We start from the raw sequence: 12,987 nt of genomic DNA, 5'->3' as shown, positions 1-12,987 counted from the left end.
GGACCAGACAGACGTGAAGATCACCAGGATCGAGACGATCCCGTTCGCCATCCCCTACCGCAAGGCGCTGCGCTTCGCGAGCGGAGAGGTGGGCACGGCCGAGCACGTACTCGTCCGCGTCCACACCGAGGACGGGATCACCGGCACGGCGGAGGCGCCACCCCGCCCCTTCACCTACGGCGAGACCCAGGCGTCGATCATCGCCGTGATCGACACCGTCTTCGCCCCGCAGATCCTGGGCGAGTCCGCGCTGCGCCGCGAGGCGATCTGGGCCCGGCTGGCCAGGACGGTCGGCAACCCCACCGCCAAAGCCGCCCTCGACATGGCCCTGTGGGACGTCATAGGCCAGTCGCTGGGCGTGTCGGTGACCGAGCTCCTCGGCGGGTTCACCGACCGGATGCGGGTCGCCCACATGGTCGGCTTCGCCCCGGCAGCCGAGATGGTGGCCGAGGCCGAGAAACTGCGTGCCGAGTACGGCATCACCGCCTTCAAGGTGAAGGTCGGGCGCCGCCCCTACCGGGACGACGTCGAGGCCACCCGCGCCCTGCGGGAAGCCCTCGGCCAGGACGTGGAGCTTTACATCGACGGCAACCGGGGCTGGACCGCGGCCGAATCGGCCCGCGCCCTGCGCGAGCTGGAGGACGTGGGTCTCACCTTCGCCGAGGAGCTGTGCCCGGCCGACGACGTCCTCGCCCGGCGCTGGCTCGCCGAGCACAGCAGCATCCCGCTGTACGCCGACGAGAGCGCCACCCGGCCCGCCGAGGTCACCCGCGAACTCCTCGCCGGGGCGGCGCACGGGGTGAGCGTGAAGACGGCACGCACGGGCTTCACCCAGTCCCAGCGCATCGTCCACCAGTGCGAGGGCCTGGGCGTCGACGTGGTGATGGGCAACCAGATCGACGGCCAGATCGGCTCCCTGTGCAGCGCCGCGTTCGGAGCCGCCTTCCAGACCACCGCGCGGCGCCCCGCGGAACTGTCCAACTTCCTCGACATGACCGACGACCTGCTCGCCGAGCCACTGCGCATCGAGAACGGCACGCTCCGCGTACGCCCGGCCGCCGGCCTCGGCATCGAGATCGACGACCACAAGCTGAAGCACTACCGCCAGGACACCTGACCCTTCCACCCGCTCGAAGGAGAGCCGGACATGACCGACGTCACCACACAGCAGAGCACGGAGCAGAAGGCCACCGCCGCTGCCTCGGGAGCCTCGGCGACCGAGCGTTTCCAGGCCAAGGAGCGCAGCGAGGCCGCCAGCAGCAAGGAGCGGGTCAGCACGCTCGCCTCGGAGGTCCTGGCCGCGGTACACGACGTGATCCGCCGTCACAAGGTCACCTACGCCGAGTACGACGCCCTCAAGGCCTGGCTGATCCAGGTCGGCCTCGACGGCGAGTGGCCGCTCTTCCTCGACGTGTGGGTGGAGCACGTGGTCGAGGAGGTCAACAACGAGGTCCGCCCCGGCAGCAAGGGCACCATCGAAGGGCCGTACTACGTGCCGGGCGCCCCAGCCCTGTCCGCGGACGCCACCCTGCCCATGCGTGAGGGCGAGAGCGGTACCCCCCTCGTCTTCCAGGGCCAGGTGCGCAGCGCCGACGGCACCCCGCTGCCCGGCGCCCTGGTCGACATCTGGCAGGCCGACGCCGACGGCCTGTACGCGCAGTTCGCGCCGAACCTCCCGGAGTGGAACCTGCGCGGCAAGGTCACCGCCGACGAGAAGGGCACCTTCCGCATCCGCACCGTCGAGCCGGCCCCCTACCAGATTCCGACGGACGGCTCCTGCGGCCAGCTGATCGCCGCCGCCGGCTGGCACGCGTGGCGCCCCGCCCACCTCCACCTCAAGGTCAGCGCACCCGGCCACCAGACGCTCACCACCCAGCTGTACTTCCGCGGCGGCGAGCACGTCACCGACGACATCGCCTCCGCCGTCAAGCCCGAGCTGGTACTCGACCCCGCCCCGGCGGCGGACGGCAACGGGCACGAGGTCCACTACGACCTCGAGCTCGCGCCAGAGCAGTGAAGGACCGGAGGAAACGCGATGCTGTTCGCGGTGCGCATGGGCGTGGAGATTCCGCGGGACCTCGACCCCGAGGTCCGCGCGGACCTGGTGGCCCAGGAGAAGGCCTACTGCCAGGAGCTGCAGAAGTCCGGTGAGTGGGTGCACATCTGGCGGTGCGTCGGCCAGTACGCCAACATCAGCATCTTCGACGTCGCCGACAACGAGGCGCTGCACCGGATCCTCTGGAACCTGCCGCTCTTCCCCTACATGAGCGTCGAGGTCACGCCTCTGGCCCGGCACCCGTCCGACCTCGCGGCCGGCGAGGAAGCGGCCTGATGGACAAGACGGTGGCCACCGCCCACGAGGCGGTGGCCGACATACCGGAGGGTGCCTCGCTGGCGGTGGGCGGGTTCGGGCTCAGCGGTGTGCCGAATGTGCTCATCCAGGCGTTGTACGAGCGCGGGGTGAGCGGGCTGAGCGCGGTGTCGAACAACTGCGGCGCCCTGGAATCCGGTCTCGCGGTCCTGCTGGCCGCGGGCCGGATCGCCCGGGTGACCGGCTCCTGCATCGGCGCCAACAAGGAGTTCGCCCGCCAGTACCTGGCCGGGGAGCTGGAGGTGGAACTGATCCCCCAGGGCACGCCGGCAGAGCGGCTGCGTGCCGGGGGCGCCGGGGTCCCCGCCTTCTACACCCCGGCCGGGGTGGGCACGCCGGTCGCCGAGGGCGGGCTGCCCCGCACTACTTCGGACTTGCCCCAGTCGAGGCTGTCAACCGCGCCCTGACCAAGGCCGGCAAGGCCCTCGCCGACCTCGACGTCCTGGAACTCAACGAAGCCTACGCCGCCCAGGTCCTCGGCTGCCTCGCCGAATGGCCCGAGTTCGACCCGGCGGTCCTCAACCCGCAGGGCGGCGCCATCGCCCTCGGCCACCCTCTCGGCGCCTCTGGCGCCCGCCTCGCCGGCACCGTCGCCCACCAGCTCGCCCGCCGGGGCAGGGGCACCGGCATCGCGACCCTCTGCATTGGCGTGGGCCAGGGCCTCGCCCTCCTCCTCGAACGCTGAGAACCTCCACAGGAGCCGCAGTGAAACGCCGCCCTCTGCTGCATCACCGGGTGCTCGGTCCCATCGACGCGCCGCTGCTCGTCCTGGGACCCTCGCTCGGCACGTCGACGACCGTATGGGACCCCCATGTGGCGGTGCTTGCCGCGAGCCACCGCGTGGTGTGCTACGACCTTCCAGGGCACGGCGGCTCGCCGAGCGATCTCGTCCGGGATCACAAGCCCGGCCGTACGACAGTCGGCGACCTTGCCCACATGGTCCTGGACCTCGTCGCCCACCACGGCCGGGACCGGTTCCACTACGCCGGCATCTCGCTCGGCGGCGGTGTGGGGGTGCACCTCGCACTGCATCAGCCGGACCACATCGCCTCGCTGGCGCTGGTCTGTTCCTCGGCGTACTTCGGCCCGCCGCAGTTCTGGCAGGAGCGCGCCGCTCTCGTACGACGCGAGGGAACCGGCGCCCTGCTCGAGGCCATGCCCGGCCGCTGGTTCGCAGATCCCGGCACAGCCGCGACCTCCCTCGGGAAGACGTTCCTGCAGGACCTCGCTACCGCCGACCCGATCGGCTACGCCGCCTGCTGCGACGCCCTCGCCGCCTACGACGTTCGGCGCGACCTGAGAAGGATCACCGCCCCTACGCTCGTGCTTGGTGGCTCCCAGGACACCGCCACACCCCTGCCACATGCCAGGGAACTCGCCGAGGGGATTTCCGGGGCGAAGTTGGGCACGGTGGATACAGGTCATCTCGCCGTGGAAGAGCCACAGGCCGTCGGGGCGGCGTTGCTGGCCCATCTCCGAATGGCGGGCGGTGCGGAGGACGCCGACCGGAGCTCGTAGAGTGGCTGTGTGTCACAAGGAAACGCCGTGGTCGCGCGCAATGTGCGCCTTCTCAGGGACCAGCGCGGCCTGTCCCTGGCCGAGTTGGCCCGCCGGGCGGGGCTGGCCAAGCAGACACTGTCGAATCTGGAGCAGGGCACGGGCAACCCCACGGTCGACACCCTGTTCTCCATCGCCACGGCCCTCGGCGTGCCGGTGACCCGGCTGGTCGCCGAGCAGGAACAGGTCATCACCGTGCAGCGGGGCGACGAGGTTGTCTGGGAGCAGCACGGAAGGTACGAGTCGCGGTCGCTCGACCACATCTACGGCTCAGGTGTCATCGAGAACTACGTGGTGCGCATCGGCCGGCACAGCAACGGTGCGGACATGCCGTCCGAACCGCACCCGGTGGGCACGCTGGAGCACCTCTACGTCATCAGCGGCAAGGTACGAGTGGGGCCTGTCGACAGCCCGCTGGAGCTTGACGAGGGGGATTTCGCGCGCTATCCGGGCGACCGGCGCCACGTGTACGAGTCACTGGCGGACGAGAGCCTGGTGCACATCGTGGTGAGCGTGCCGCGCGTCCAGCCTGGCACCGGCGGTACGAACCTGGCGCGGACCCACGGGAACGAAAGACGCTGAGCTTCGCCGCACCTGCTGTGCCGCATCTCGGCACAACCGACGTGAGCGTCCGGGCATATACCGTGGTGCTCTTGGGCGCACGCCTGGCTGGCCACCGTTCCCCGCGTCCCTTTGCTGCGGTGAGGGCGCGTGCCGCCTCTAAGGCCACGCGGCGCAGGGCCGGGGCGTATCGGGACGGCTCGAAGCGGTGGTGGGCGCCAGCAACCGAGAGCGCCGCCACCGGACGTCCAGAGGGACCCATGATCGGCACTGCGACGCAGGTCAGACCGGGGGCGGCTTCCTGCCGGTCGTACGCGATGCCGTCCTGGCGGATGCGCCGCAGCTCCTCCCGGAACCGTCGCGGGTCGGCGAGGGTGTACTCGGTGCGGGCCGGGAGGTCGGCCGACACGGCAGCCTCGGCCGCGTCGTGGTCGAAGGCCAGCAGGGCCTTGCCGACGCCGGTGCAGTACGCGGGCAGCCGGAGGCCGATCTTGGAGGGGGAGCGGGCGGCCCGGTGGCCGTGGAGCAGCAGCTGCTCGCGGAGCAGTACTGGGTCGCACCGTACACTCGCTCGCCCATGCTGAAGAGCTCGCTGCCCAGTCGGTAGTTGCTGCCGACCCGCTCGACGAGATCGTTGCGCTGGAGGATGCCCAGCAGACGGAAGGCGGTCGACTTGGTCAGCTGCGAGCGGCGGGCCAGTTCGCTGACGCCGATCTCGCCGTCCATCGAGGCGAGGGACTTCAGAAGAACCAACGCCTTGTCGACTGCGGTCTGCTGGCCGTCGGTCGGCGCGCCGTGTGGTGCGTGTGCGGCGGTGTCAGCGTGGCGCGGACGCACGGCGGCGTCCGGCGCTGATCCGGATGCGCTGTGCCGCCTTTCGGCACGTGTTCTCGCCGCGGTAGGCGCCGACCCGCAATGCTGGCGCCAGCCGCCGGTGGACGTCGGGGGCGACATCACCGCTGACCACGCCTGGCAAGGACAGCGGTGAACTTGGACGGGATCAGGCCACTCCGCTGGACCCGGCCCGTCCGTGAGGCGACCTCGGTGCCGCGCACACCGGGGTCGCCGTCCAGGTGGGTGGCCTGTTGGCTCTCGTGCGAGGGTCAAGCCGCAGACAGATTGTCGAGCCTTGAGGGGGCCGCCTGCCGGCTTGCTGTGGCCGCGTTGACCGCGCGTGCCGCTTCGTAGGCCACGCGTCGCAGAGCCGGCGCGAACCGGGCGGGCTCGAAACGGCGGTCGGCGCTCGCGACGGAGAAGGCGGCCACGGGTCGCCCGGCCGAACCCATGATCGGTACGGCGACGCAGGTGAGGCCGGGAACGGCTTCCTGGCGGTCGTAGGCGACGCCGTCCCGGCGGATGCGGCGCAGCTCGGACCGGAAACGGTCGGGATCGGTGCAGGTGTACTCAGTGCGTGCCGCGAGTCCGTCGGCGATCGCGGCCTCGATGGTGTCGTGGTCGAAGGCGAGGAGGGCCTTGCCGACGCCGGTGCAGTAGGCGGGCAGGCGGGCGCCGATCCGGGAGGGGGAGCGGGTCGCTCGGTGGCCCTGGATCTTGTTGACGTACACGATGTCGGTGTCGTGCAGCACGGCCAGGTGCACGGTCTCGTGGGTCATCTCGTACAGGTCCGCCAGATGCGGCATCAGGCACTCCTGCAAGAGCGGGGGATTGGGGCCGTAGACCCGTACGCCGATGTCGAAGAGCTGGGATCCCAGCCGGTAGTTGCTGCCAACACGTTCCACGAGGTCGTTGCGTTGGAGGATGCCTAGCAGTCGGAAGGTGGTCGACTTGGTCAGCCGTGTCCGCCGGGCCAGCTCGCTCACGCCGATTTCCCCGTCCAGTTCGGCGAGGGACTTCAGGAGGAAGAGCGCCTTGTCGACCGCGGTCTGCTGGTCGGGCTCGCCGGTCGCCGTGGCTGAGGGCTGCGCGGAAGGCGGGGAGGGGAGTGGCATGGCGGGCTCCGATGGGGATCCAGGATGGCCATTAAAATGGACGCACGTCCAGCTTAATCGGTCATTTCATCGTTGTAAAACACCGGGGACCCCGCTCGCCTCTGTGTGACGGATCCGATCGTCACCCCGTGCCGTATCTCGGCACGGTGGCTGGGCACAGCGGCCCGGAGCAGCGTCTGCTGTGGCCATGCAGCGACACGCCACCGTGGCGCCGACCGCCGTCCTCGCCGCCCCGGCTTCCCCCGACGCACAGCTCGTCGAGGAGCTGGCGGCGGTGCTGCGGCGTGCCGAGGCCTGGGGGCACCTCCGGGCCGAAGGCTGGGGGAGGATTCCCGTCGCACCACTCACTGAGGAGTACGAGGACCTGGACCTGGCCGGCGCCTACGCCGTGCAGGAGGCCAACGTACGGATCCGTCTCGCGGCGGGCGAGCACCTGGTCGGACGCAAGGTGGGCCTCACGTCCTTGCCGATGCGCGAGCAACTCGGCCTGCCCGAAGCGAGCTTCGGGACCCTGTCCCAGTCGATGGTGATCCCGGACGGCGGCATCATCGACACGCGGGAGCTCATCACCCCGCGAGCCGAGGCAGAGGTCGGTCTGGTCCTCGGCCGGCGGCTGTCCGGACCCCGCGTGACGGACGCGGAGGTCCGGGCGGCCGTCTCCCAGGTGGCGCTGGCCGTGGAGATCATCGGCAGCCGCATCGCCGACTGGCGCGTCTCCCAGGCCGACACCATCGCCTACCACGCCTCCTCGGCGCGCGTCGCCGTCGGCCGTCCCGTCGACGCCACGGACGACCTGCTCAACCGGGCTCCGGGACGAGTGCGTCGGGCTGTACGCCGACGGGGAGCGCGTCGCGCTCGGCCTGGGGGCCGAAGTCCTCGGCGATCCGCTTCGGGCCGTGGCCTGGCTGGCCCGGACGCTCCACACGCACGGCAGCCCTCTCCACCCGGGCGAGCTGCTGCTTACCGGGTCTGTGCACGCCAGCGTCCCACTGACACCGGGCTCTCGGCTCGCCGTGCGGTCCGGCACCGGCCGCCTGCCCGAACTGACCGTCACCGTCCGATGAACCACCAGCAAGGAAGCGGGGGAGCCGCCATGCCACCGCGTGAACCGGAGCGCTCCGACCCTTCGGGTGTGCACCTGAACGCATGCCGAACCACCAGCCCACGAGGGCGGCGCAGCACGCGCCCGATCCGGCCCGAGGAGGCCCAGCGATGACAACCACGCCCGCCCGGCTGGGGGCACCTCCCGCCCGAAGGGTGGGGGAGGACCGCCTGGCTCGCGTACCCGAGCCGGCCGTCGACGTCAGCCCTTACTTCGACCTCGACCGCGGTCTGGTCGACCGCACGATCTTCAGCGACCAGGCCGTCTACCGGCAGGAGCTGCGTCGCGTTTTCGCGCCCAGCTGGCTGTTCCTCGCGCACGAGAGCCAGTTCACGAAGCCCGGTGACTTCTTCACCGCCTACATGGGCGAGGACCCGGTCATCGTCACCATGGGCAAGGACCGGAAACTGCGTGCCTTCCTCAACGCCTGCCGCCACCGCGGCATGCGGGTATGCCGCGCCGACGCGGGGGCGACGAAGGCGTTCACGTGCAGCTACCACGGCTGGTCCTACGACACCTCCGGGAAGCTGATCAACGTCCCCAACGGAGGGGACTACCCCGCCCACTTCGAGCAGGACCAGTGGGGACTGATCGAGGTCGCGCAACTCGACACGTACAAGGGACTCGTCTTCGCGACCTGGAACCCCGAGGCCCCGCCCCTGGGGGATGCGCTCGGCGGACTGGCCTGGTACCTGGACGCGATGCTCGACCACGACCCGGAGGGCACCGAGGCCGTCGGCGGGGTGCACAAGTGGGTGCTGGAGGGCAACTGGAAGCTCGCCGCCGAGCAGTTCGCCTCCGACTGGTACCACGTCAACATCTCGCACGCCTCCGCGCTGATGGTCATGTCACCCACCGGCAAGGGACCCAAGACGGACATCGTGCAGACGCCGGGCCGGCAGTACACCGACTCGCTGGGGCACGGGCACGGCTTTCCGACCCACCCCAAGAGCCGTTTCGACGACCGTGTCGTACACGAGTGGACCGACTACGAGGCGCTGCGCGAACGGCTCGGTGACGCCCGGGTCGAGGGACCGATGACCACCGGGCACGGCACCGTCTTCCCGAACTTCTCCTACCTGCCGGTCAACGGCTCCATCCGCGTGTGGCACCCCAAGGGCCCGGACAAGATGGAGGTCTGGGCCTGGACCATCGTCGACAAGTCGATGCCGGACGAGGTCAAGAACGCCCAACGCATCTACAACCTGCGCACGTTCGGGCCGAGCGGCATCTTCGAGCAGGACGACGGCGAGAACTGGAGCGAGTGCCAGGCCACCGCGCACGGCTTCGTGGCCGGCTCCATGACGCTCAACTACCAGATGGGACTGGGGCTTCAGTCCGAGGACGGCGTCCACCCCGGCACCACCGGCCGCCTCTACAGCGACGGCGCCGCCCGCGGCTTCTACGCCCGCTGGCGCGACTTGATGAACACGCCCGCCTGGCACGAGAAGAACACCGAGAAGAACCCCGAGGACACCCCATGAGCACCACCGGCACCGGCATCCGTGTCGCCGCCGTCGGCGACATCGAGGAGGGCGAGGCGCTGAAGGTGCCCGCCGAGACCACGGGCCACACCGACGCCATCGCCGTCTTCCACGAGGCCGGCGCCTACTACGCCCTCGACGACACCTGCACCCACGGCCAGGCATCGCTCGCCGACGGCTGGATCGAGAACGGCGAGGTCGAGTGCCCGCTGCACAGCGCCCGCTTCTGCCTAAAGTCCGGCGAACCGCAGTGCATGCCCGCCACCCTCGCCCAGCGCACCCACCGGGTTGAGGTACGCGAGGGTGAGGTCTGGCTGCACCCCGGCGAGGAGGCCGACGCATGAGCGCGCCACGGCGTATCGCCGTCGTCGGCGCGGGCCTGGCCGCCGTCTCGACCTGTGACGCGCTGCGCGCCCAGGGCTACGACGGCGAGCTCGTGCTGTACTCCGCCGAGCGCGGGCTGCCCTACGACCGCCCGCCACTCAGCAAGGACGTCCTGCTCGGCAAGTCCCGCCGCGAGAACATCCTGCTGCGGCCCGACCAGTGGTACGACGAGCAGGGCATCGAACTCCGCGACGGCGCCCCGGTCCGGGCGATCCGCCCGCACGAGGGCGGACTGGAGCTGGCCGACGGCGAGCTTGCCGCAGCCGACCGGATCGTGCTGGCCACCGGCGGCACCGCGCGCCCCCTGCCGGTCCCGGGCGGCGACGACCCGGCCGTACACCTGCTGCGCACCTGGGAGGACGCCGAACGGCTGCGGGAGCGGCTGCTGCCGGGCGCCCGGGTGGTCGTGGTCGGGGCGGGGCTCATCGGTGCGGAGACCGCGGCCGTCGCCCACGCCCTGGGCTGCCGCGTCACCCTCATCGACCCGCTACCGGTGCCACTGTCCGCAGCGGTCGGGGACGACATCGCGAACGCACTGCATCGGAGGCACTCCGCCGAAGGCATCGGCGTCCTGACCGCCGGCGTCGAATGCATCGAGCGCCGTCCAGGCAACCTTGGAGTCCTGCTGCACCTCACCGGCTACGGGGCGCCCGTGCTCGCCGACACCGTGGTGGTCGGCATCGGCATGCGTCCGGCCACGGAACTGGCCGAGGACGCGGGGCTGAACGTCGACAACGGTGTGGTCGTCCACCCCGGTCAGCGCACCTCCCACCCCAATGTCCTCGCCGTCGGCGACGTCGCCCGCCCCGAGGGGCACAAGGTCCGTCATGAGCACTGGGAGGCCGCCCAGCGCGACGGCGAGGCCGCCGCCCACGCCATCCTCGGCCGCCCCCTGCCGCCCTTCGGCGCTTCTTGGTTCTGGTCCGACCGGCACGGCTCCCGGCTGGAGGCGGTCGGCACCATGGCGGACGCCGAGCGCACCGTGCTGCGCGGGGCTCCCGACGACGGCGCCTTCACCGTCTTCGGGCTGCTGGGCGACCGGCTGGTGGCCGCGGCCGCCATCGACCGACCACGCGACATCAAGGCCGCCCGGCGGATCGTCGATCGCGGTGTCGCTGTCGACGCGGCCGTCCTGTCCGACGAGAGTGCGGATCTGCGCACGCTGCTCAAGCGCTGAACCGCCACGTGCCGCCTTGTGGCACACGCGCTCCCCGAACCGCCCCCTCCGCGCTGGAATGGCACCATCCGGCGCGGCCCGCAGGAGGACCCCCGATGAGCATCCACCCCCCGGAGACCCCCCGGACGACCGCACCCGCCGTCGACGAGGACATGCGGCTCCACTTCGAGGTACAGCGCTTGTACGCCCTCGAGGCACAGCTGCTCGACCAGCACCGCTACGCCGACTGGCTGGAACTGTTCACCGACGACCTGCACTATTGGGCGCCGGTACGCACCAACCGCCTGCGGCGCCAGCAGGCCCTGGCCGACGGCGCCCCGGGCGAGGTCGCGATCTTCGACGAGACCAAGGCGAGCCTGGCCTGGCGCATCCGCCGGTTCGACTCGGGCATGGCCTGGGCCGAGGACCCGCCGTCGCGGACCCGGCATCTGATCACCAACATCCTGGTCTGGCCGGCCGACGAGCCCGGCGAGTACGTCGCCGAGTCGTCGTTCCTCTGCTACCGCAACCGCCTGGAACGTGAGGTCGACCTCTACGCCGGCGGCCGTACCGACCAGCTGCGCCGCGACCCGGACGACGGACGGCTGCTGATCGCGCGCCGCACCATCCTGATCGACCAGAACGTCCTGCTCGCCAAGAACATCAGCACCTTCCTGTAAGCCCTTGTGAACCGGAGCCCGCTCGTGACCACTGAACAGACCACAGAGGTGAAGCTCGTCGAGCACACCGCGCAGACCACGCTCGGCCGCATCGCGGTCAGCGAGGCCGGCGAGGGCCCGGTGTTGGTGATGCTGCACGGCGGCGGCCCCGGCGCGAGCGCGGTGGCCAACTACCGCCAGAACCTCCCCGCGCTCACCGAGCACTTCCGCGTGATCCTGCCCGACCAGCCCGGCTTCGGCGGCAGTTACCGCCCCACCGAGGCCGACCTCGACGCCCGCAGCATCACCGAGATCACCGTCGACGCCCTGCTGCAGACCCTGGACGCCCTCGGCATCGACCGCTTCCACCTGCTCGGCAACAGCCTCGGTGGGGCCGCCGCCATCGCCACCGCACTCGAAGTACCCGACCGGGTCGAGAAGTTGGTTCTGATGGCGCCGGGAGGAGGCTGGCTGCCCTTCGGACCGACCCCGACCGAGGGCCAGAAGGCCATGTTCCGCTACTACAACGGCGAGGGCCCCACCCTGAAGAAGATGCGGGACTTCATCGGCGTGATGACCGCCGAGCCGGGGCGCTGGACCGACACCGCGCAGGCCCGCTACGAGGCGTCCCTCGACGAGTCCCACATCGCCTTCTACCACGCCTACAACGCCGCTTTCGCCAAGCGGCACGGCATGGACCCGCTGTGGCAGCGCGTTCACAAGATCAAGGCGCCCACCCTCCTGCTGTGGGGCCGCGACGACCGCACCATCACTCTCGACGGCGCCCAGCTCATGCTCAAGCAGATCCGCGACGTCCAGCTGCACGTCTTCGGCGGCTGCGGCCACTGGGTCCAGCTGGAGCGGCAGGCCGAGTTCGAGCGCCTGGTCACCGACTTCCTCGGGGAGCACTGAATCATGGGTTGGCTGGAGGGCGAAGTCGCCCTGATCACCGGCGGGGGCTCCGGCATCGGTCGTGCCGTCGCCCTGCGCTACCTCGCCGAAGGCGCGAGCGTCGCCGTTCTCGGCCGTGGGGCCGCGCAGTTGCAGGAAGTCGTCGCCGCGGCGGGCGACCTCTCCGACCGGGTGCTGCCCCTCACCGGCGACGTACGCTCCCCGGACGATCTGCACAGGGCGGTGGACGCGACCGTCGAGAGGTTCGGCAAGCTGGACATCCTCGTCCCCAACGCCGGGATCTGGGACTACCACCGCAGCGTCACCAAGCTCGACGGCAAGGAGCTGTCCGAGGCGTTCGACGAGGTCTTCGGCATCAACGTCAAGGGCTATGTCCTCGCCGTCGAGGCGGCCTGGCGGGAACTCGTCGCCACGCGCGGCAGCATCGTGATGACGCTGTCCAACGCCTCATTCCACACCGACGGTGGCGGCCCTCTGTACACCGCCAGCAAACACGCCTGCCTCGGCCTGCTCCGGCAGTTCGCCTACGAGCTGGCGCCGAAGGTCCGGGTCAACGGCGTCGCCACCGGCGGCATGCGCACCAAGCTGCGCGGCCCGCAGAGCCTGGGCCTTCAGGACCGCACGCTGGCCGCGTCGTTCGCCAAGAACGAGGCGTCCGGACAGGAACAGCAACCGCTCATCCCGCTGTACGACTCCAGCGTCGAGCCGGAGGACTTCACCGGCCCGTACGTCCTGCTCGCCTCCCGCGCCAACAGCGGCACCGTCACCGGCGCCGTGATCCCCGCCGACGGCGGCATCGCCGTCCGCGGATTCCGTTCCCCGGCCGGTGGCGCCGGCCTCTGAACCGTCTCC

General features: G+C 70.8%; 13 protein-coding genes and 4 pseudogenes. 14 read left to right on the top strand and 3 right to left on the bottom strand.

Annotated elements, in window-relative coordinates; translation table 11 throughout:
* Nucleotides 1–13: 13 nt before the first annotated feature.
* The 7 genes and pseudogenes from ACFY1E_RS39740 (at nt 14) to ACFY1E_RS39710 (ending at nt 4,510) form a co-directional block, all read left to right on the top strand.
* Complete coding sequence (locus ACFY1E_RS39740) at nt 14–1,117, top strand: mandelate racemase/muconate lactonizing enzyme family protein (protein ID WP_389085326.1); 1,104 nt, start codon at nt 14–16, stop codon at nt 1,115–1,117.
* Between the two features lie 30 nt (nt 1,118–1,147).
* Nucleotides 1,148–2,017 carry a catechol 1,2-dioxygenase gene (gene catA, locus ACFY1E_RS39735; RefSeq protein WP_389085324.1) on the top strand — a complete coding sequence of 290 codons (870 nt, stop codon included), beginning with the start codon at nt 1,148–1,150 and terminating at the stop codon, nt 2,015–2,017.
* 18 nt (nt 2,018–2,035) lie between these two features.
* The gene (gene catC, locus ACFY1E_RS39730) at nt 2,036–2,332 is read left to right on the top strand and encodes a muconolactone Delta-isomerase (protein WP_389085321.1); all 297 of its coding nucleotides are present in this window, start codon (nt 2,036–2,038) and stop codon (nt 2,330–2,332) included.
* Nucleotides 2,332–2,730 (top strand): annotated as a pseudogene (locus ACFY1E_RS39725) (CoA transferase subunit A); the annotation flags it as partial. The gene catC and the pseudogene ACFY1E_RS39725, both read left to right, overlap by 1 nt.
* A pseudogene (locus tag ACFY1E_RS39720) lies at nt 2,730–3,056 on the top strand (3-oxoadipyl-CoA thiolase); the annotation flags it as partial. The pseudogenes ACFY1E_RS39725 and ACFY1E_RS39720, both read left to right, overlap by 1 nt.
* A 20-nt stretch (nt 3,057–3,076) precedes the next feature.
* The gene (locus ACFY1E_RS39715) at nt 3,077–3,889 is read left to right on the top strand and encodes an alpha/beta fold hydrolase (RefSeq protein WP_389085319.1); all 813 of its coding nucleotides are present in this window, start codon (nt 3,077–3,079) and stop codon (nt 3,887–3,889) included.
* 27 nt (nt 3,890–3,916) lie between these two features.
* Nucleotides 3,917–4,510 carry a helix-turn-helix domain-containing protein gene (locus tag ACFY1E_RS39710; protein ID WP_389085316.1) on the top strand — a complete coding sequence of 198 codons (594 nt, stop codon included), beginning with the start codon at nt 3,917–3,919 and terminating at the stop codon, nt 4,508–4,510.
* Between the two features lie 178 nt (nt 4,511–4,688).
* Here ACFY1E_RS39710 and ACFY1E_RS39705 read toward each other — a convergent pair.
* From ACFY1E_RS39705 to ACFY1E_RS39695, 3 genes and pseudogenes are all read right to left on the bottom strand, one after another.
* A pseudogene (locus ACFY1E_RS39705) lies at nt 4,689–4,967 on the bottom strand (IclR family transcriptional regulator C-terminal domain-containing protein); the annotation flags it as partial.
* 197 nt (nt 4,968–5,164) lie between these two features.
* Nucleotides 5,165–5,215 (bottom strand): annotated as a pseudogene (locus ACFY1E_RS39700) (hypothetical protein); the annotation flags it as partial.
* Nucleotides 5,216–5,592: 377 nt separating this feature from the next.
* Entirely contained in the window at nt 5,593–6,438 is an 846-nt protein-coding gene (locus ACFY1E_RS39695) for an IclR family transcriptional regulator (RefSeq protein WP_389085314.1), read from the bottom strand.
* A gap of 187 nt (nt 6,439–6,625) precedes the next feature.
* On the opposite strand from ACFY1E_RS39695, the gene ACFY1E_RS39690 reads away from it, so the two are divergent.
* The 7 genes from ACFY1E_RS39690 (at nt 6,626) to hcaB (ending at nt 12,978) form a co-directional block, all read left to right on the top strand.
* Nucleotides 6,626–7,654 carry a 2-keto-4-pentenoate hydratase gene (locus tag ACFY1E_RS39690; protein WP_389085312.1) on the top strand — a complete coding sequence of 343 codons (1,029 nt, stop codon included), beginning with the start codon at nt 6,626–6,628 and terminating at the stop codon, nt 7,652–7,654.
* The gene (locus ACFY1E_RS39685) at nt 7,651–9,024 is read left to right on the top strand and encodes an aromatic ring-hydroxylating dioxygenase subunit alpha (protein ID WP_389085309.1); all 1,374 of its coding nucleotides are present in this window, start codon (nt 7,651–7,653) and stop codon (nt 9,022–9,024) included. Before ACFY1E_RS39690 ends, ACFY1E_RS39685 begins: the two co-directional genes overlap by 4 nt.
* Nucleotides 9,021–9,368, top strand: coding sequence for a bifunctional 3-phenylpropionate/cinnamic acid dioxygenase ferredoxin subunit (locus tag ACFY1E_RS39680; RefSeq protein WP_123979902.1), 348 nt, complete (start codon nt 9,021–9,023; stop codon nt 9,366–9,368). Before ACFY1E_RS39685 ends, ACFY1E_RS39680 begins: the two co-directional genes overlap by 4 nt.
* On the top strand, nt 9,365–10,585 hold the full coding sequence (locus tag ACFY1E_RS39675) for an NAD(P)/FAD-dependent oxidoreductase (RefSeq protein WP_389085307.1): 1,221 nt from the start codon (nt 9,365–9,367) through the stop codon (nt 10,583–10,585). The genes ACFY1E_RS39680 and ACFY1E_RS39675 overlap by 4 nt, the downstream gene beginning before the upstream one ends.
* A 95-nt stretch (nt 10,586–10,680) precedes the next feature.
* Nucleotides 10,681–11,244: a 3-phenylpropionate/cinnamic acid dioxygenase subunit beta gene (locus tag ACFY1E_RS39670; RefSeq protein ID WP_389085304.1), complete on the top strand. Its 564-nt coding sequence runs from the start codon at nt 10,681–10,683 to the stop codon at nt 11,242–11,244.
* A 24-nt stretch (nt 11,245–11,268) separates the two neighbouring features.
* Nucleotides 11,269–12,135 carry an alpha/beta fold hydrolase gene (locus ACFY1E_RS39665; RefSeq protein WP_389085302.1) on the top strand — a complete coding sequence of 289 codons (867 nt, stop codon included), beginning with the start codon at nt 11,269–11,271 and terminating at the stop codon, nt 12,133–12,135.
* Nucleotides 12,136–12,138: 3 nt separating this feature from the next.
* Nucleotides 12,139–12,978, top strand: a complete 840-nt coding sequence (gene hcaB, locus ACFY1E_RS39660) for a 3-(cis-5,6-dihydroxycyclohexa-1,3-dien-1-yl)propanoate dehydrogenase (protein ID WP_389085299.1) — start codon at nt 12,139–12,141, stop codon at nt 12,976–12,978.
* Nucleotides 12,979–12,987: the final 9 nt, after the last annotated feature.

Origin of the sequence: Streptomyces sp. NPDC001604 (genome assembly GCF_042893475.1) — a bacterium.
In the GTDB taxonomy this organism is placed as follows: domain Bacteria; phylum Actinomycetota; class Actinomycetes; order Streptomycetales; family Streptomycetaceae; genus Streptomyces.
This window is presented reverse-complemented; position numbering and strand designations above follow the sequence as displayed.

What these genes read in the sequence shown, in the direction of transcription:
- ACFY1E_RS39680 (WP_123979902.1), top strand. Translation starts at nt 9,021, where the DNA reads ATGAGCACCACCGGCACCGGCATCCGTGTCGCCGCCGTCGGCGACATC.
- hcaB (WP_389085299.1), top strand. Translation starts at nt 12,139, where the DNA reads ATGGGTTGGCTGGAGGGCGAAGTCGCCCTGATCACCGGCGGGGGCTCC.
- ACFY1E_RS39690 (WP_389085312.1), top strand. Translation starts at nt 6,626, where the DNA reads ATGCAGCGACACGCCACCGTGGCGCCGACCGCCGTCCTCGCCGCCCCG.
- catA (WP_389085324.1), top strand. Translation starts at nt 1,148, where the DNA reads ATGACCGACGTCACCACACAGCAGAGCACGGAGCAGAAGGCCACCGCC.
- ACFY1E_RS39695 (WP_389085314.1), bottom strand. Translation starts at nt 6,438, where the DNA reads ATGCCACTCCCCTCCCCGCCTTCCGCGCAGCCCTCAGCCACGGCGACC.
- ACFY1E_RS39685 (WP_389085309.1), top strand. Translation starts at nt 7,651, where the DNA reads ATGACAACCACGCCCGCCCGGCTGGGGGCACCTCCCGCCCGAAGGGTG.
- ACFY1E_RS39670 (WP_389085304.1), top strand. Translation starts at nt 10,681, where the DNA reads ATGAGCATCCACCCCCCGGAGACCCCCCGGACGACCGCACCCGCCGTC.
- ACFY1E_RS39675 (WP_389085307.1), top strand. Translation starts at nt 9,365, where the DNA reads ATGAGCGCGCCACGGCGTATCGCCGTCGTCGGCGCGGGCCTGGCCGCC.
- catC (WP_389085321.1), top strand. Translation starts at nt 2,036, where the DNA reads ATGCTGTTCGCGGTGCGCATGGGCGTGGAGATTCCGCGGGACCTCGAC.